This window comes from Streptomyces sp. NPDC046716, assembly GCF_040645755.1.
Classification (GTDB): Bacteria; Actinomycetota; Actinomycetes; order Streptomycetales; family Streptomycetaceae; genus Streptomyces.
This window is the reverse complement of sequence record NZ_JBEYYU010000010.1, coordinates 1-17,423: the sequence shown is the minus strand read 5'-3', so window position 1 is coordinate 17,423 and position 17,423 is coordinate 1. Positions and strand designations below refer to the sequence as shown.

General features: G+C 71.8%; 12 protein-coding genes and 3 tRNA genes. 6 read left to right on the top strand and 9 right to left on the bottom strand.

Annotated features, from left to right (window positions below; genetic code table 11):
• Window positions 1–101 precede the first annotated feature (101 nt).
• Window positions 102–1,373, bottom strand: coding sequence for a molybdopterin-dependent oxidoreductase (locus ABZ930_RS10100; RefSeq protein ID WP_361544506.1), 1,272 nt, complete (start codon window positions 1,371–1,373; stop codon window positions 102–104).
• 114 nt (window positions 1,374–1,487) lie between these two features.
• On the opposite strand from ABZ930_RS10100, the gene ABZ930_RS10095 reads away from it, so the two are divergent.
• On the top strand, window positions 1,488–2,804 hold the full coding sequence (locus ABZ930_RS10095) for a hypothetical protein (RefSeq protein ID WP_361544503.1): 1,317 nt from the start codon (window positions 1,488–1,490) through the stop codon (window positions 2,802–2,804).
• A gap of 113 nt (window positions 2,805–2,917) precedes the next feature.
• On the opposite strand, the gene ABZ930_RS10090 is transcribed toward ABZ930_RS10095, so the two are convergent.
• The 3 genes from ABZ930_RS10090 to ABZ930_RS10080 all read right to left on the bottom strand — a co-directional run bounded on the left by ABZ930_RS10090 (window position 2,918) and on the right by ABZ930_RS10080 (window position 3,322).
• Window positions 2,918–2,994 (bottom strand) — tRNA-Ile (locus ABZ930_RS10090).
• Window positions 2,995–3,171: 177 nt separating this feature from the next.
• Window positions 3,172–3,244, bottom strand: a tRNA-Asn gene (locus ABZ930_RS10085).
• Window positions 3,245–3,249: 5 nt separating this feature from the next.
• Window positions 3,250–3,322, bottom strand: a tRNA-Asn gene (locus ABZ930_RS10080).
• 190 nt (window positions 3,323–3,512) lie between these two features.
• On the opposite strand from ABZ930_RS10080, the gene ABZ930_RS10075 reads away from it, so the two are divergent.
• The 4 genes from ABZ930_RS10075 to ABZ930_RS10060 all read left to right on the top strand — a co-directional run bounded on the left by ABZ930_RS10075 (window position 3,513) and on the right by ABZ930_RS10060 (window position 9,139).
• Complete coding sequence (locus ABZ930_RS10075) at window positions 3,513–3,815, top strand: YtxH domain-containing protein (RefSeq protein ID WP_361544500.1); 303 nt, start codon at window positions 3,513–3,515, stop codon at window positions 3,813–3,815.
• Window positions 3,816–3,853: 38 nt separating this feature from the next.
• On the top strand, window positions 3,854–5,290 hold the full coding sequence (locus ABZ930_RS10070; RefSeq protein ID WP_361544497.1) for an FGGY family carbohydrate kinase: 1,437 nt from the start codon (window positions 3,854–3,856) through the stop codon (window positions 5,288–5,290).
• A 181-nt stretch (window positions 5,291–5,471) separates the two neighbouring features.
• Window positions 5,472–7,211 carry an ABC transporter ATP-binding protein gene (locus ABZ930_RS10065; RefSeq protein ID WP_361544494.1) on the top strand — a complete coding sequence of 580 codons (1,740 nt, stop codon included), beginning with the start codon at window positions 5,472–5,474 and terminating at the stop codon, window positions 7,209–7,211.
• Window positions 7,211–9,139 carry an ABC transporter ATP-binding protein gene (locus ABZ930_RS10060; protein WP_361544491.1) on the top strand — a complete coding sequence of 643 codons (1,929 nt, stop codon included), beginning with the start codon at window positions 7,211–7,213 and terminating at the stop codon, window positions 9,137–9,139. Before ABZ930_RS10065 ends, ABZ930_RS10060 begins: the two co-directional genes overlap by 1 nt.
• Before the next feature lie 80 nt (window positions 9,140–9,219).
• Here ABZ930_RS10060 and ABZ930_RS10055 read toward each other — a convergent pair whose 3' ends face one another.
• The 5 genes from ABZ930_RS10055 to ABZ930_RS10035 form a co-directional block, all read right to left on the bottom strand.
• Window positions 9,220–10,527, bottom strand: a complete 1,308-nt coding sequence (locus tag ABZ930_RS10055; RefSeq protein ID WP_361544488.1) for an RNA polymerase sigma factor — start codon at window positions 10,525–10,527, stop codon at window positions 9,220–9,222.
• 284 nt (window positions 10,528–10,811) lie between these two features.
• Complete coding sequence (dnaG, locus tag ABZ930_RS10050; RefSeq protein ID WP_361544485.1) at window positions 10,812–12,710, bottom strand: DNA primase; 1,899 nt, start codon at window positions 12,708–12,710, stop codon at window positions 10,812–10,814.
• A 34-nt stretch (window positions 12,711–12,744) separates the two neighbouring features.
• Complete coding sequence (locus ABZ930_RS10045; protein ID WP_361544482.1) at window positions 12,745–14,010, bottom strand: FAD-dependent oxidoreductase; 1,266 nt, start codon at window positions 14,008–14,010, stop codon at window positions 12,745–12,747.
• A 179-nt stretch (window positions 14,011–14,189) separates the two neighbouring features.
• The gene (locus tag ABZ930_RS10040; RefSeq protein WP_361544479.1) at window positions 14,190–15,476 is read right to left on the bottom strand and encodes a deoxyguanosinetriphosphate triphosphohydrolase; all 1,287 of its coding nucleotides are present in this window, start codon (window positions 15,474–15,476) and stop codon (window positions 14,190–14,192) included.
• A 62-nt stretch (window positions 15,477–15,538) separates the two neighbouring features.
• Window positions 15,539–16,354 (bottom strand): sirohydrochlorin chelatase, encoded by an 816-nt coding sequence (locus tag ABZ930_RS10035; protein ID WP_361544926.1) that lies wholly within the window; start codon window positions 16,352–16,354, stop codon window positions 15,539–15,541.
• Window positions 16,355–16,610: 256 nt separating this feature from the next.
• Here ABZ930_RS10035 and ABZ930_RS10030 point away from each other — a divergent pair, with 256 nt between their 5' ends.
• A complete protein-coding gene (locus tag ABZ930_RS10030; RefSeq protein WP_361544476.1) occupies window positions 16,611–17,285 on the top strand; it encodes an ElyC/SanA/YdcF family protein in 675 nt (224 codons plus the stop codon).
• Window positions 17,286–17,423: the final 138 nt, after the last annotated feature.

Here is a 17,423-nt window from a genome sequence, read left to right as displayed (position 1 = left end):
GCAGACCAGGAACCAGTCCCCGGCCAGCAGCCGCACCCCGGCGTAGGCGGCGAGCGCGAACGAGCACATCAGCAGGACGAGTTGGAACGGACTGCCCAGCTTCATCGGACCGCCTCCCGGAGATCGCCGAAGGTCAGCCGCGCGACCCACTTCGTGTTCAGCACACCGGGCGCGGCGGGCACGATGATGCGGGCCGGATACCCGTGATCGGGCGTCAGGGCGGCCCCGTTCACCTCCAGCGCGAGCAGCGAGCGCGGGTCCCGTACCTGGGCGGCGCTCAGGGCGGCCCGCCGGAACGCGCCGCGCCGCTGCAACGACTCCACCAGCACGTCGGGCACCGCGTCCGCCGCGTGTCCGGCCAGTTCCGCCAGATCCCGCAGCCGCACGCCCCGCCACTGCTGATCGGACGTCGACCAGCCCTCCACACAGGCGATGGGCAGCGCCGCCGTGTGCAGCGGCAGCCGCGACAGCTCCGCCCTGCTGAGCCGCACGGTCCCGCCGGGCCCGTCGAGCACCAGCCGCCACGCCTCCTCCGCCGTCTCGCGCGGGTCGATCCCCCGGGACGCGGCGGTCTTGTTGATCTGGAACCCGCCGGGCCCGCTGCCCGGCTCCGTCCAGCCGTGCGGCGCGAGCAGCGCGGTCCGCCGGAGCGGACCGTCGAACCCGCGCCCCGCGGTGGTGGCGAACAGCAGCGCCGACGCGCCCCCGACCACGCCGAGCGCGCCCCGCCGCGACACGGTCGGCGCGGCGGGCCGCACCGCGGTCAGCTCGTCGCCGTCCCCGCCGCCGCGGAGCACGCCACGGCGCAGGTTCCGCACGGCGGCCGGTGCCCGCAGCACGACATGCAGGGCGAACGCGGCGAAGAACACCCACGCCCCGTAGAAATGCAGCGGGTAGAAGGAGCCGGGGAAGACGTACTCCAACTGCACGTTGAGCACCCCGGTGACGAACTCGAACAGCACCCCGCCGACCAGCATGAGCAGCGAGATCCGCTCCAGCGCGTGGGCGAGGGAACGCACGGGCGGCAGCGCGAAGAGCTTGGGCACCACCGACCACAGCTTGGCCAGCAGTACGGGGATCAGGGTGATCCCGAGCGTCACGTGGACGCCCTGGGTGAGCCGGTACAGCCAGTACGGGTGGGTGGGCCAGCCGAAGAGATAGAAGCCGAGCAGCCCCTTGTCCGGTGTCTTGTCGTTGACCGGCGAGAGGTCCGGGTTGTACGCGGCGTAGGACAGCAGCCCCGTCACGAACAGCACCGTGATCCCGAACAGCAGCGCCAGACCGAGCACAGAGGTGAACCACGGCCCGCGCAGCGGGCTGCGCCAGAACGCGGGGGAGGTCGGTGGAACAACCGAGTCGAACTTCCGTGACATGCGCCGACCGTAGGCCGCGGCACCCCGCGCCCGGGGGTCCCGACACATGACGAAACCCTGACGTCCGCCCGCGCCGCACCGCTTCCACCGGCCTGGCCGCCTAGCGTTTCCGGCGTGATCCGCTCTCTTCCCCGTGCCGTCCGCCGCGACCTCTGTGCCGTCGGGGCCGCCGTCCTTCTCGTCTCGGCGGCCGCGCTCGTCGGCACCTGGATCGAGCGCGAGTACGGCACCCTGCACGTGGGGTGGCCGCCGCTGTACGCGCGCCTGCTCCCGCACGTGGGCCCCGGCACCCCCGCCGCTCTCGTCGTCGCGGCGGCCGTCATCGCCTACGGCCCGCGCCTCGCCGCGCGACTGCCCTGGCGCGGGCTGCTCGCGGCGGCCTGGGCGACCGCCATGGCGTGGACCTGGTCCCTGGCCCTGATCGACGGCTGGCGGCGCGGCGTCGCCGACCGACTGACCACGAAGTACGAGTACCTCCAGGTCATCGACCGCTTCCAGGACATCCCGGCGACCCTGCGCGACTTCACCGGGCACATCCTGCTGCACTCCCCCGACCACTGGCCCCCGCACGTGGCGGGCCACCCCCCGGCGGCGACCCTCACCTTCGTTCTCCTGGACCGCCTCGGCCTGGGCGGCGGCGCGTGGGCGGGCGCGTGGGTCATCACCGTCGGCGCGGCGGCCTGCGCGGCGGTCCTGGTCACCGTGCGCGCGCTGGCATCCGAGGAACTGGCGCGCCGGGCGGCCCCGTTCCTGGCCATGACCCCCGCGGCCGTCTGGATGGGCACGTCGGCGGACGGTTACTTCACGGCCGTCGCCGCCTGGGCCGTGGCCTGTCTGGCGCTGGCGGTGACGGGCCACCGCCCCCGCCTCACGGGTTTCGCGGCGGGCCTGCTGTTCGGTCTGACCTGCTACCTCAGCTACGGCCTGACGCTGTTCGCGCTCGTCGCGGGCGCGGTCCTGCTCCTCGGCACCCGCCGGCTGCCCCCGCTGCCGTACGCCCTGGCGGGCCTCGTCGTGGTCCCGGCGCTGTTCACGCTCCTGGGCTTCGACTGGTGGGAGGCGTATCGCCTGCTGACCACCCGCTACTACGAGGGCGCGGGCGGCATCCGTCCGTACGCCTACTGGGTGTGGGCCAACCTCGCGTGCACGGTCCTGCTGATCGGCCCGGCCACGGTCGCGGGCCTGCGCCGCGCGGCCACCGCCCCCACCGGCCCGCCCCGTCGTCTGGCCCTCCTGACGGCGGCCGCCCTGGCGGCACTGCTCCTGGCCGACCTCTCCGGCATGAGCAAGGCGGAGACGGAACGCATCTGGCTCCCCTTCGCGGCCTGGCTCCCCGCCTCCTGCGCCTTCCTTCCGGCTCCCCGCGCCTGGCTCGCCGCCCAGGCCGCACTGGCCCTGCTGCTGAACCACCTGCTGTTGACGGGATGGTGAACGCGGCGCACGAGAATGCAGCCTCCCGAGTGACAGAAGACCCGCCACGGTTTACGTGACGGGTCATCAGGTTACGTTCAGGCTGGCTGCATCGTTTCTGCGCCCTGAAGGTGTGGTGGGGCGGGTGGGACTCGAACCCACGGCCGACGGATTATGAGTCCGCTGCTCTAACCGGCTGAGCTACCGCCCCGTACGGCGCGCCGCGCACATTTGTGCGCGCCGTCTGCCGCAGCATAGCCGCTCATACGATCTCCTGCTTCGGATGGTTCGGCTCTGCACGACCTTGAGGACATCGCCCGCGGCCGGTCGGTTCCACCAGGCACGAAAAGTCCCCCCGGAGTGAACTCCGAGGGGACTTGTTCGACAGCTCTCCCGACTGGACTCGAACCAGTAACCTGCCGGTTAACAGCCGGCTGCTCTGCCAATTGAGCTACAGGAGATCGAGCTCCCCCGACTGGACTCGAACCAGTAACCTGCCGGTTAACAGCCGGCTGCTCTGCCAATTGAGCTACAGGGGAATGACCTCGTTGCTTCGAACGCGGGTGCCCGGGTACTTGCCAGGCGGCGTGCGCTCGCTGCGACACATACATTAGCGCAAGCAGGGGGGTGCTCCGCCAATCGGTATCCCCCGGCGATCATCGGGCACGACGATGACCGCCACGACGACCGCATCGTCCATGACGCCTCGCAAGGGAAAGGGTGGCCGACATGCGCTACCGGCTCACATTCATCGCCGGTCTGGCCCTGGGTTACGTACTGGGCACCAGGGCCGGGCGCGAGCGGTACGAGAAGCTCAAGAAGACCGCCCGCGAGATCTCCCAGAACCCCGCCGTACGCAATACGGCCGAGTCGGCCGCGCAGCAGACGCGCGAGTACGCCGGCAAGGCGTTCCACTCCGTCAGCGCCAAGGTGGAGGGCAAGGTTCCGGACTCCGTGGCCGACCGGGTGCGGTCGCTGCGGGAGCGCGGCACCGGCGGCGATGACGACGACTGGGGCACCAGCAACACCTGAGGGCACACGCACCTTGGCGGTGCGGCAGAATTTCAGGCATGGGGATAGTCGCCGGGCTGGACAGTTCGCCCGATTTCACGCGCATTGTCGTTTGTGACGCGGACACCGGAGCCGTGCTCCGGCAGGGGTACGCCCCTCATCCGCTGGAGACAGCGGAGGGCGGCGGTCGGCCCAGTGACGTCGACCCCCAGGCCTGGCTGCTGTCGCTCGGCGAAGCGGCCGGCGGCGGGCTACTGGAAGGCGTGCAGGCCATCGGCGTGTCGGCGCAGGCCAACGCGCTGGTGCCGCTCGACGGACAGGGCAACACCGTGCGCCCGGCCCTGGTGGGCGCCGACAAGCGGGCGCAGGTCGCGGCCGCCGATCTGATCGACCGGCTCGGCTCGCGCGAGGCGTGGGCCGAGGCGGTGGGCTCCGTGCCGCAGGCCGCGCAGCCGGTGACCAAGCTGCGCTGGCTGGCGCGGGCCGAGCCGGAGAACGCGCAGCGGGTGGCCTTCCTCATGCAGGCGCACGACTGGCTGGTGTGGCAGCTGCTCGGGCGCCCGACCCGGCGGACCACCGACCGCGGCGGGGCCTCGGGCACCGGCTACTGGTCCGCGGCCGCCGGTTCCTGGCGGCCCGACCTCGTGGAGCTGGCACTCGGACAGCGGGCCGCGCTGCCGGAGGTGCTCGGCCCCGGCGACGCCGCGGGGACGACCCCGGAGGGGCTGATCATCTCGGCCGGGACCGGGGAGACCATGGCCGCCGCCTTCGGGCTCGGCGTCTCCCCCGGGGACGCCGTCGTCTCGCTCGGCGCGTCCGGCTCGGTGATGGCCGTGCACCACGAGGCGCTGGTGGACTCCAGCGGCTCCATCACCTCGCTGGCCGATGCCACCGGCATGCATCTGCCGGTGGTGCACACGCTGAACGCGGTGCGCACACTGCGCGGCACCACGGAGATGCTGGGGCTCGACGGCGGACTCGAAGAGCTGTCCGAGCTCGCCATGAAGTCGACGCCGGGCGCCCACGGACTCGTACTCCTGCCGTATCTGGAGGGCGAGAAGACGCCGAATCTGCCGCACACGGCCGGCACCCTCAGCGGGCTGCGGCGGGAGTCCATGAAGCCCGAGCACCTGGCGCGGGCCGCCTTCGAGGGCATGGTGTGCGGGCTCGCCGACGCCCTGGACGTGCTGCGCGGGCGCGGGGTCGAGGTGCGGCGGGTGTTCCTGCTCGGCGCGGCCGCCGAGCTGCACGCGGTGCAGGCCGTGGCGCCGATGCTGTTCGGCACCCAGGTCGTGGTGCCGCAGCCCGCCGACTACGCGGCGATCGGCGCGGCCCGGCAGGCCGCGTGGGCGATGAGCGGGCAGCTGCCGATGTGGCAGGGCGCGGCCACCCAGGTCTTCGAGCCGGGAGAGGAGCTGGCGGTGGGACAGGCGGTGCGCCAGCAGTTCCGTGCGGTGCGTGAGCAGATCCACCCCGGGGCGTTCGCGCAGCCATAGCAGTACGGCGTTTACGTGGCCTGTGCGTGGCCGGTCTTTGAGCACTCTTGGGTTAATCGGTTGAGGTAACGCGGGTGGAGTGTCGGACGATAGGGGTCCATGCGTCGTCGTCGTTTCGGCGAGGACGCGTCCCCCTCCCCAACCGCTCTCATCCAGTTCGCCGACCACCGAGAGACAGAGCGTGCTCATACGACTCCTGCGGACCTACCTCGGTCCGTACAAGAAACCCATCGGGTTGCTCGTCCTGCTGCAGTTCCTGCAGACCTGCGCGGCCCTGTATCTGCCCACTCTGAACGCGGACATCATTGACAACGGTGTCGTCGACGGCGATACCGGCTACATCCTCACGTACGGCGCGTTGATGCTGGGCATCACGGTCGTCCAGGTCGTCTGCAACACCGGCGCCGTGTACTTCGGCGCCCGCACCGCCGCCGCGCTCGGCCGCGACGTGCGGGCCGGGGTCTTCGACCGGGTGCAGTCCTTCTCCGCCCGCGAGGTCGGCCGCTTCGGGGCGCCCTCGCTGATCACCCGCACCACGAACGACGTGCAGCAGATCCAGATGCTGGTGCTGATGGGCTTCACGCTGATGGTGTCGGCGCCGATCATGTGCGTCGGCGGTGTGATCCTGGCGCTGGGGCTCGACGTGCCCCTGTCGGGCGTGCTGCTGGCCGTGCTGCCCGTCATGGCGATCGTGCTGACGCTGATCATCCGCAAGATGCGGCCGCTGTTCCGGTCCATGCAGGTCAAGCTGGACACCGTGAACCGGGTGCTGCGCGAGCAGATCACCGGCAACCGCGTCATCCGCGCCTTCGTGCGGGACGACTTCGAGAAGGACCGGTTCGGCGTGGCCAACTGGGACCTGACCGAGACCTCGCTGGCCACCGGCCGGATCATGGCACTGATGTTCCCGTTCGTGATGACGATCGTGAACGTCGCCTCCGTCGCCGTGGTCTGGTTCGGCGCCCACCGCATCAACAGCGGCGGCATGCAGATCGGCGACCTGACCGCGTTCCTCGCGTATCTGATGCAGATCGTGATGAGCGTGATGATGGCGACCTTCATGTTCATGCAGGTGCCGCGCGCCGAGGTGTGCGCGGAGCGCGTGCAGGAGGTGCTCGACACCGAGTCCAGCGTCGTCCCGCCCGCCGCCGACACCTCCGTACGGGAACTGCGCCGGCACGGGCACCTGGAGATCCGCGGCGCCGAGTTCGGCTATCCGGGCGCCGAGGAGCCGGTGCTGCGGTCGGTGGACCTCGTGGCCAGGCCCGGGGAGACCACGGCGATCATCGGCTCGACCGGCAGCGGCAAGTCGACGCTGCTCGGCCTGGTGCCCCGGCTGTACGACACCACCGCGGGGACCGTGTACGTGGACGGTGAGGACGTCCGCGGCATCGATCCCGAGCTGATGGCCAGGACGGTCGGACTCGTCCCGCAGAAGCCCTACCTGTTCTCGGGGACGGTCGCCTCCAACCTCCGGTACGGGCGGCCCGACGCGACCGACGAGGAGCTGTGGCACGCCCTCGAGGTGGCGCAGGCCAAGGAGTTCGTCGGCCGGCTGGAGGGCGGGCTCGACGCGGCCGTCGCCCAGGGCGGGACGAACGTCTCCGGTGGCCAGCGCCAGCGGCTCGCCATCGCGCGCACGCTCGTGCAGCGGCCGGAGATCTACCTCTTCGACGACTCCTTCTCCGCGCTCGACTACGCCACGGACGCCGCCCTGCGCCGGGCGCTCGGCGCCGAGACCGCCGAGGCGACCGTGGTGATCGTGGCCCAGCGCGTGGCCACCATCCGGGACGCCGACCGGATCATCGTCCTCGACGAGGGCCGGGTCGTCGGCACCGGACGCCACCACGAGCTGATGGCCGACAACGAGACGTACCGGGAGATCGTTCTCTCCCAGCTGACGGAAGCGGAGGCCGCCTGATGAGCGGGCCGATGGCGGCGCGGATGGCGGCCGGTGGGCCCGGTTCGCGCTCGATGGACTTCAAGGGGTCCGGCAAGCGGCTGCTGAAGCGGCTGGCCGCCCACCGGGCCTCGGTGGTGGCCGTGCTGGTCGCGGTGGTGATCAGCGTGGGCCTCTCGGTGGTCGGGCCGAAGATCCTCGGTCACGCCACCGACCTGCTGTTCGGCGGGATCATCGGCGGGCAGACGCCCGCCGGGCAGACCAAGGAACAGGTCATCGAGGGCCTGCGGGCCAAGGGCGACTCCGGCATGGCCGACATGCTCGGCGGCGTCGACTTCACACCCGGCCAGGGCGTCGACTTCGACGCGATCGGGCGGGTCCTGCTGCTCGCGCTCGCGGTGTTCGCGGTGGCGGGCCTGGCGATGATGATCGGCACCCGGCTCGCCAACCGGGCGATCAACCTGGCCGTGGCCAAGCTCCGCACGGACATGCAGGCCAAGCTGTCGCGGCTGCCGCTGTCGTACTACGACAAGCAGAAGCGCGGCGAGGTGCTGAGCCGGGCGACCAACGACATCGACAACATAGGGCAGACGCTCCAGCAGACGATGGGCCAGATGCTCAACTCGCTGCTGACCATCATCGGCGTCCTGACCATGATGTTCTGGATCTCGTGGCTGCTCGCGCTGGTCGCGCTCGTCACGGTGCCGCTGTCGGTGTTCGTCGCGGCGAAGGTCGGCAAGCGGTCGCAGCCGCAGTTCGTGCAGCAGTGGAAGACCACGGGCCGGCTGAACGCGCACATCGAGGAGATGTACACCGGGCACACGCTGGTGAAGGTGTTCGGGCGGCAGAAGGAGTCGGCGGAGCTGTTCGCCGAGCAGAACGAGGCGCTGTACGAGGCCGCGTTCAAGGCGCAGTTCAACAGCGGCATCATGCAGCCGCTGATGTTCTTCATCTCGAACCTGAACTATGTGCTGGTCGCGGTGGTCGGCGGGCTGCGGGTGGCCTCCGGCACCCTGTCGATCGGTGACGTGCAGGCCTTCATCCAGTACTCGCGCCAGTTCTCGATGCCGCTGACGCAGGTCGCGTCGATGGCGAACCTGGTGCAGTCCGGAGTGGCGTCCGCCGAGCGGATCTTCGAACTGCTCGACGCCGAGGAGCAGTCGCCCGACCCGGCCACCGGCGAGAAGCCGCAGAACCTGCGCGGGCACGTCGAGTTCGAGCACGTCGCCTTCCGCTACGAGGAGGACAAGCCGCTCATCGAGGACCTGTCGCTCACCGCGGAGCCGGGTCACACGGTGGCCATCGTGGGGCCGACGGGCGCGGGCAAGACCACGCTCGTCAATCTGCTGCTGCGGTTCTACGACGTCAGCGGCGGCCGCATCACCCTCGACGGGGTCGACATCGCGAAGATGTCCCGCGACGAACTGCGGGCCGGGATCGGCATGGTCCTCCAGGACACCTGGCTGTTCGGCGGCACCATCGCGGAGAACATCGCGTACGGCGCCGCGAAGTCCACGACCCGCGAGGACGTGGAGGCGGCGGCGAAGGCCGCGCACGCGGACCGGTTCATCCGGACGCTGCCCGACGGCTACGACACCGTGATCGACGACGAGGGCACCGGCGTCAGCGCCGGTGAGAAGCAGCTCATCACCATCGCGCGGGCGTTCCTGTCCGACCCGGTGATCCTGGTCCTCGACGAGGCGACTTCCTCCGTCGACACCCGGACCGAGGTGCTGATCCAGAAGGCGATGGCGCGGCTCGCCTCAGGGCGGACGTCGTTCGTCATCGCGCACCGTCTGTCGACGATCCGCGATGCCGACACGATTCTGGTCATGGAGAACGGGGCGATCGTCGAGCAGGGCTCGCACGATGCGCTGGTCGCCGCCGGCGGGGCTTATCAGCGGTTGTACGAGGCCCAGTTCGCGCAGGCTGTGGCCGAGGTGGACTAATCGCCCTGGGGGCGTGGGCAATCTGTCGGGTGCCGGTCGTGTGTGGCCGGTCGCGCAGTTCCCCGCGCCCCTACGGGGCGCTAGTCCAGGTAGCCCCTCAGCTGGTCGGCGAAGGCGTGGTCCCTCAGTTTGTTGAGGGTTTTCGACTCGATCTGGCGGATGCGTTCGCGGGTGACGCCGAAGATGCGGCCGATCTCCTCCAGGGTGCGGGGGCGGCCGTCGGCGAGGCCGTAGCGGAGCTGGACCACCTTGCGTTCGCGTTCGCCGAGGGTGGAGAGGACCGCCTCCAGGTGTTCGCGCAGGAGAAGGAAGGCCGCCGACTCCACGGGGCTCGTCGCGTCGCCGTCCTCGATGAGGTCGCCGAGCGCGACGTCGTCCTCCTCGCCGACCGGGGCGTGCAGCGAGACGGGTTCCTGGGCCAGGCGCAGGACTTCGCTGACGCGCTCGGGGGCCAGCTCCAGGTGGGCCGCCACCTCTTCGGGGGTGGGTTCGTAGCCGCGTTCCTGGAGCATGCGGCGCTGGACGCGGACGACCCGGTTGATCAGCTCGACGACGTGGACCGGGACCCGGATGGTGCGTGCCTGGTCGGCGAGGGCGCGGCTCATCGCCTGCCGGATCCACCAGGTCGCGTACGTCGAGAACTTGTAGCCGCGCGCGTAGTCGAACTTCTCCACCGCGCGGATCAGGCCGAGGTTGCCCTCCTGGACCAGGTCGAGCATGGTCAGGCCGCGGCCCACGTAGCGCTTGGCCACGGAGACGACCAGGCGCAGGTTCGCCTCGATCAGGCGGCGCTTGGCCATCCGGCCCATCACCACCAACTTGTCGAGGTCGAGGGTGAGTCGGGTACCGAGGTCGGGCGCCTTGGTGAGCTTTTCCTCGGCGAACAGGCCCGCCTCCACACGCCGCGCCAGGTCCACCTCCTCGGCCGCGGTGAGCAGGGGGATGCGGCCGATCTCGCGCAGGTACTGGCGGAACAGGTCGGAGGACGGGCCGCTGGTGTCGGCGCGGGCGCCGCGTACCGGTTCGGGCGGGTCGACGCTCTGCCCGGCCTCCGCCTCCTGCGGCTCCGCGGACTCCGATGGCTCGGGCGCCGGGGGGTCGTCCGACTCGGGATGGTGCGTGACGCGGCTCTGTGGCGGCACCGTGGAGAGGACGTCGGCGTCCCCCGCGGCATCGGGGTCGGACAGGGCCTGCGCTGTGCTGTCGCTTTGGGTGAGGGTCTGGGTCTGCACGGGGGCGACCTCCAAGGTGATCGCTTCTGAGGCGTGCGGCAGGGGGGCGGCAGCGGCGTCGCCGCCGCTGTCCGTCCCGTACGCGATGAGCGGAACCGCGGGGGTTTCGGACCCTTTGCTGTCCGGGCTCCGGCCGCGCTCCGAGGACTCAGGCACCGCCACCCAGTGTGGAGTACGACACAGTGCCGCCACGAGGGGCGTGCGATGACTTTTTGAGTCCGGTGCGTGACCGCTCGGTTACCGTGCTGTACGGGTGCCCCTGCTTCCCGGTCCGGAACACGGGCAAACGGCGCATGCGCGTACAGGGGGTTGTCCGCCCCGCCAGGGGCGCGGGGAACTGCGCGACCAGCCCCCACCGGGGCCGCACCCGCCAACGGCGCTGTACTGGCCGCCCATGAGGCGCTCACCCCGCACCGGGGTGCCGCCAAGGCGGGGCGGAGCTACAGTGCGTCGGCGCCGCGTTCCCGGAGGGACTGGTCGTATTGCTGGAGGACCCACAACTCGTTCTGGACCGCGACCAGTTGCGCCGGGTCACCCGCCGAGTGGAGGCGGGTGAAGGTGCCCTGGACGTCCCGGATGCGGCGCTCCACGGCACGGCGCCGCACCGCGACGAGCTGCATGTCGGCGTAGGCCTGGTCGACGGTCTTGCGGTGGATGGCCTCGACGGCCAGCTCGGTGACCATCGCGCGCACCGCGTCGTCGGGCGCGGCCTCGCGCACGCCGACGAGGTAGGTGTGCGAGTCGTGCACGCCCTGCTCGGCGCCGCCCGCGTCGAGGATGGCGGCGCGCACGGCGGCGTACGGCGCGGCGGTGAACTCGTCGACCCCGTACGCGTCGAACATCGGGGACACCAGCTCCGGGTTCTGCAACGCCAGCTTGAGCAGCTCGCGCTCGGTGGTGAACACCGGATTGCGCAGGGTGAGGGCGGGCCCGCCGAAGGCGTGCGGCGCGGCGCCGAGCGGTGCCGCCTGCGGGGAGCTGGCCGGCGCGGGCCCCTTGCCGCCCCGGTCGCGGGCCCAACGGGCCAGCTGCGCCACCCGCTTGACCACGAACTGGGTGTCGAGGATGCCGAGCATCCCGGCGAGCTGGACGGCGACCTCGTGCTGTGAGGCGCTGTTCTTGATGCGGGCGACGACGGGCGCGGCCTCGTCGAGCGCGGCGGCGCGGCCGGCCGGGGTCTCCAGGTCGTAGCGCGCGACGATCTGGCGGAGCGCGAACTCGAAGAGCGGGGTGCGGGGCTGGACGAGGTCGGAGACCGCGTCGTCGCCCTTGGCCAGGCGCAGGTCGCACGGGTCCATGTTGTCCGGCGCGATGGCGATGTACGTCTCGGCGGCGAACTTCTGGTCGTCCTCGAAGGCGCGCAGGGCGGCTTTCTGGCCCGCCGCGTCGCCGTCGAAGGTGAAGATGACGCGCGCCGAGCCGTTGTCCATCAGCAGCCGGCGGAGGATCTTGATGTGGTCGCCGCCGAAGGCCGTGCCGCAGGTGGCGATGGCCGTGGTGACACCGGCGAGGTGGCAGGCCATGACGTCGGTGTAGCCCTCGACGACGACGGCGCGGGAGGACTTGGCGATGTCCTTCTTCGCGAGGTCGATGCCGTAGAGGACCTGCGACTTCTTGTAGATCGGGGTCTCTGGCGTGTTCAGGTACTTCGGGCCGTTGTCGTCGTCGCGCAGGCGGCGGGCGCCGAAGCCGACGACCTCGCCGCCGATGTCGCGGATCGGCCACATCAGCCGGCCGCGGAAGCGGTCGATGGGGCCGCGGCGGCCTTCCTGGGAGAGCCCGGAGAGGGTCAGCTCCTTGTCGCTGAAGCCCTGGCCGCGCAGGAAGCGGGTCAGGTGGTCCCAACCCGCCGGGCTGTAGCCGACGCCGAAGTGGGCGGCCGCGGCCTGGTCGAAGCCGCGCTCGGCGAGGAACTTCCGGCCGATCTCGGCTTCCGGGGACCCCAGCTGATCGACGTAGAACTGCGCGGCGACCTTGTGCGCCTCGACCAGGCGGATGCGCTCGCCGCGCTGGTGGGTGGGGTTGTACCCGCCCTCCTCGTAGCGCAGCGTGATGCCCGCCTGGCCGGCCAGCCGCTCGACCGCCTCGGAGAAGGAGAGGTGGTCGATCTTCATCACGAACGTGATGGTGTCGCCGCCTTCTTGGCAGCCGAAGCAGTGGAAGAACCCCTTGCTCGGACTGACCTGGAAGGACGGGGACTTCTCGTCGTGGAAGGGGCACAGCCCCTTCAGGTTCCCGCCGCCCGCGTTGCGCAGCTGCAGATACTCGGACACCACGGCGTCGATCGGGACCGCGTCCCGAACCGCCTTCACGTCCTCGTCATTGATCCTGCCAGCCACGCGGCAAGTCTACGGTCCCCCACGGACAGTCCCGTCACTCCTCCAGAAGATCGGCGAGCGGGACGGTCGGGTCCGACAGACGCTCCGTGCCGGGCCTCGCCCCGGTGCGGATCAGCTGCTGGATCGGGTCCGTGACGTCCCACACATTCACGTTCATCCCCGCGAGGACCTGGCCGTCCTTCAGCCAGAAGGCGATGAACTCGCGCTTGCCCGCGTCGCCCCGGATCACCACCTGGTCGTAGCTGCCCGGGGGCGCCCAGCCCGAGTACTCCAGGCCCAGGTCGTACTGGTCGGAGAAGAAGTAGGGCACCCGGTCGTAGGTGACCTCCTGGCCGAGCATGGCGCGGGCCGCGGCCGGGCCGCCGTTCAGCGCGTTCGCCCAGTGCTCCACGCGCAGGCTCCGGCCGTACAGCGGGTGCTGGAGTCCGGCGACGTCGCCGGCCGCGAAGATGTCCGGGTCGGAGGTGCGCAGCGCCGCGTCGACCGCGATGCCGCCGCCGTGCTCGCGGTCCACCAGGTCGAGGCCCGCGGATTCGGCGAGCGCGGTGCGCGGGGCGGCGCCGATCGCGGCGAGCACGTCGTGCGCCGGGTGTTCCTCGCCGTCGTCGGTGAGAGCGGCGAGGACCATGCCGTCGTGGCCGGTGATCTCGGTGAGCCGGGCGCCGAAGTGGAAGCGGACGCCGTGGTCGCTGTGCAGCTCGGTGAAGATCTGGCCGATCTCCGGGCCGAGGACGGAGTGCAGCGGGGTGTCCTCCGGCTCGACGACGGTGACCTCGGCGCCGTACTCGCGCGCGGCGGCGGCGATCTCCAGGCCGATCCAGCCGGCGCCCGCGATCACCAGGTGGCCGTTGTCCCGGCCGAGGGAGGCCAGGACGTGCTTCAGGCGCTCGGCGTGGGCGAGGCGGCGCAGGTGGTGGACGCCCGCGAGGTGGGTGCCGGGGATGTCGAGGCGGCGCGGCTCGGCGCCGGTGGCGAGCAGCAGCTTGTCGTAGCGGATGAGGGTGGCGTCGCCGAGCCGGACCGTTCTGGCCGCGCGGTCGATCGCGGTCACCGTCTGGCCGAGGTGCAGCTCGATGTCGTGGCTCGCGTACCAGGCCGGTTCATGGACGAAGACGCTGTCCCGCTCCTCCTTGCCCTGCAGATAGCCCTTGGACAAGGGCGGACGCTCGTACGGGTGGTCCCGTTCGTCACCGATGAGGATCACTCGGCCGGTGAAGCCCTCCGAGCGGAGTGTCTCGGCGGCCTTCGCGCCGGCGAGCCCTCCTCCGACGATGACGAACGTCTGGTCCGCGTCGACCACTTGATGCCTCCTCGTTGCGCTGCCGTCATATGCGAGCGTCCCGCACGCAGCGTGATGGGGGAAGGGGGCGTGGCCCTATCGGGGCACGCCCCCGGTTACTTTTGCCTACGCGCCGTAGCGGATCACACCGTCCGGCGGGTGCGGGTCGTGGTGGGTTGCTCGCGCAGTTCCCCGCGCCCCTACGGGGCGCCTTGCGTCAGCCTTGCGTGCAATGTGCGGGCTGAAGCGTCCGTCAGGGAGGCGATCTGGTCGACGATCACGCGCTTCTTCGTGCGGTCGTCGGGGGCGTCCTCGAAGAGGGCGCGGAACTGGGGGTCCAGGCCGTCGGGGGCGCGGGCCGTGAGGGCCTCGGCCAGCTCGGCGACCACGATCCGCTGGTCGGCGCGGAGCCGCTCCTGCTGCGGGCGCTGCATCACGTACCGGTCGGCGACCGCCTTGAGAACCGCGCACTCGTACCGGGCCCCGCGCGGGACGACCAGTTCGGCGTCGTACCGGGTGAGGGGCCCGGTGCCGTACCGCGCCCGGGTCGCGCCCTCGGCGGCCAGGCAGAACCGGCCGATGAGCTGGCTCGTGGCGTCCTTGAGGCGGGCCTGGGCGACCGCCGTGCCGTCGTAGCCGTGCGGCCACCACTCCTGGTCGAGGAGGCGGTCGAGGGCGGCGGCCAGCTCGGCGGGATCGGTGTCCGCCGGGACGTAGCGCCCGATGGCGACCGCGAAGATGTCGGCGCGCTCCGGCTCCGCGTGCAGCACGATCGGGTCCAGGTGACCGGCGTGCAGTCCGTCCTCCATGTCGTGCACCGAGTACGCGACGTCGTCCGCCCAGTCCATGACCTGGGCCTCGAAGCAGGTGCGGCGGCCCGGCGACGTCTTGCGCACCCAGTCGAAGACGGGGCGGTCGTCCTCGTACACCCCGAACTTCACCGAGTGCGGGTCCGTGGGGTGCTCGCCGCGCGGCCACGGGTACTTCGTCGCCGCGTCGAGCGCCGCCCGCGTCAGGTTCAGTCCTACGCTGACCAGCTCGCCCGAGCCCTCGGCGCGGACGAAGCGCTTGGGCTCGATGCGGGTGAGGAGGCGCAGCGACTGGGCGTTCCCCTCGAAGCCGCCGCAGTCCTCGGCCACTTCGTTGAGCGCCTGCTCGCCGTTGTGCCCGAAGGGCGGGTGGCCCATGTCGTGGGAGAGGCAGGCCGTCTCGACGAGGTCGGGGTCGCAGCCGAGCGCCGCGCCCAGCTCCCGGCCCACCTGGGCGCACTCCAGGGAGTGGGTCAGCCGGGTGCGCGGGCTGGCGTCCCAGTGGCGGCTCGTGGTGCCCGGGGTGACGACCTGGGTCTTTCCGGCGAGGCGGCGCAGCGCCGCCGAGTGCAGGGCCCGGGCCCGGTCGCGCTGGAACGCGGTGCGGCCCGGACGCTTGTCGGGCTCGGGGGCCCAGCGCTCGATCGCGTCCTCGTCGTACGTCTCGCTGCCTTCCATGCCCTGACAGTAGACGCAGCCACCGACAGAAGGGCAGCGTGCGCGGGGGGGCCGCGCGCGCTTCAGGCCGACGCCAGGTGCGGGGTGCGGGCGGGGCCGGGCGCGGCGAGCGCGGTGTCGTAGCGGTGCAGGACGAGCCGGGCCATCGCCGGGTGGGTGCCGAGCGGGGCCGCGGCGATCCCCTGGCCCGGGGGGAGCGCGGCGGCGGACTCGTCGGCGAAGCGGCCGGGCGCGGTGAAGTAGGAGGCGACGGCGATCCGGGTGCGGCCGCGCGCGGCGAGGGCGCGGACGGCGGTGGCCACGTCGGGCGCGGCGGCGGAGGCGTAGCCGGGGACGACCGGGACGCCCAGGCGGCGGGCGAGGAGGTCGGCGGTGCGGCGGGTGTCGACGGCGGCCTGCGGGTCGCGCGAGCCGGCGGCGGCGAGGACCACTCCGGTGCTCCGGCGCTCGGGCTCGGGCTCGGGGCCCTCGGGCCAGCCCGCCTCCGTGAGCCGGTCGTGCAGCGCGTCGACGAGCAGCGGGTGCGGGCCGAGCGGGGCGGCGACGCGGGTGAGCAGGTGGTCCGCGGCGGCCGCCGCCGCGGGGATGTCCCGCTTGACGTGGTGGCCGCGGGAGAGGAGGAGGGGGACCAGGACGGCCGGGCCCGCCGGGAGGTCGGCGAGGGTGTCGCCGAGCAGCGGGGCGTTCAGCTCGATGTGGCCGAGGCGGACCGTCAGGCCGGGGCGCAGCGCGCGGATGCCCGCCACCAGTTCGGTGACGGTGGCGAGGGCGGCGGGGTTGCGGCTGCCGTGCGCCACGAGCACCAGGGCCGGGGGGCGGGGGCGGCCGCGCAGGGGGCGCCGGTTGCTGAGCTGGGTGCCGAGTTGAGTACTGATCATGGTGAGGAGTCCCGCGGTGCTGTCCAGTTCCGCCGTGGCGGCGTCGAGTTCTGTCGTGCGGGAGTGGTGGGTGCCGTACGACGTGTCCGTCATGGAGCGATCCTGCCGGAGGAGGGTTGCCGGGCTGTTGCGGGGTGGTGACGAGTGGTTGCGGGGGGTTCACCGGCGGGTACCCGGCGCGGTGAGCGTGAACCGTGGGGGCCCTGACGGCGTCCTGTGCCTGCGAGAGCCGCTGTCTGCCCGGAGGTCACGTCCGATGCGCCTGCCCCGCCCGCGTCTGCCCCGTACCCGCCCGGAACAGCGGCGGGCGGTGCAGGTGGTGATGGCGCTGTGCGTGCTGGCGCTGGCGCCGGCGACCTGGATGTTCACGACGTCCGGTGACCGGCTGCGCGGGGTTCACGACGTGCCGCGTACCGATGTGGCCGTGGTGTTCGGCGCCGGGCTGTGGAACGGGGAGCCGTCGCCGTATCTCGCCCACCGGCTCGACGCGGCGGCCGAGCTGTACCGCTCCGGGCGGGTGCGGGTGCTGCTCGTCACCGGGGACAACAGCCGCGCCGAGTACGACGAGCCCGACGCCATGCGTACGTATCTGACCCGGCACGGGGTTCCGTCGCGGGCCGTCGTCAGCGACTACGCCGGGTTCGACACGTGGGACTCGTGCGTGCGCGCCAAGAAGATCTTCGGGGTGGACCGGGCCGTGCTGGTCACTCAGGGGTTTCATGTGCGGCGGGCGGTGGCTCTGTGCGAGGCGGCCGGGGTCTCGTCCTATGGGGTCGGGGTGGACGAGGTGCATGACGTGACCTGGTACGCCGGGGGTGCGCGGGAGGTTCTGGCCGCCGGGAAGGCTGCCGTCGACGCCGTGTTCCGGCCGGATCCGCACTTTCTGGGCCGCCGGGAGGACGGTGTCCGGGCGGCACTGGCCCACCACTGATCGCGCCGTTCTCCGCCTGCGGGCCGGTGGGGGCTGGTCGCGCAGTTCCCCGCGCCCCTGAAACGAGCTTCGCTCGTCCAGGGGAGGCTGCGCGAAGCGCATGCCTCAGGGGCCTCGACGTCGACCCTCCACTCCGTC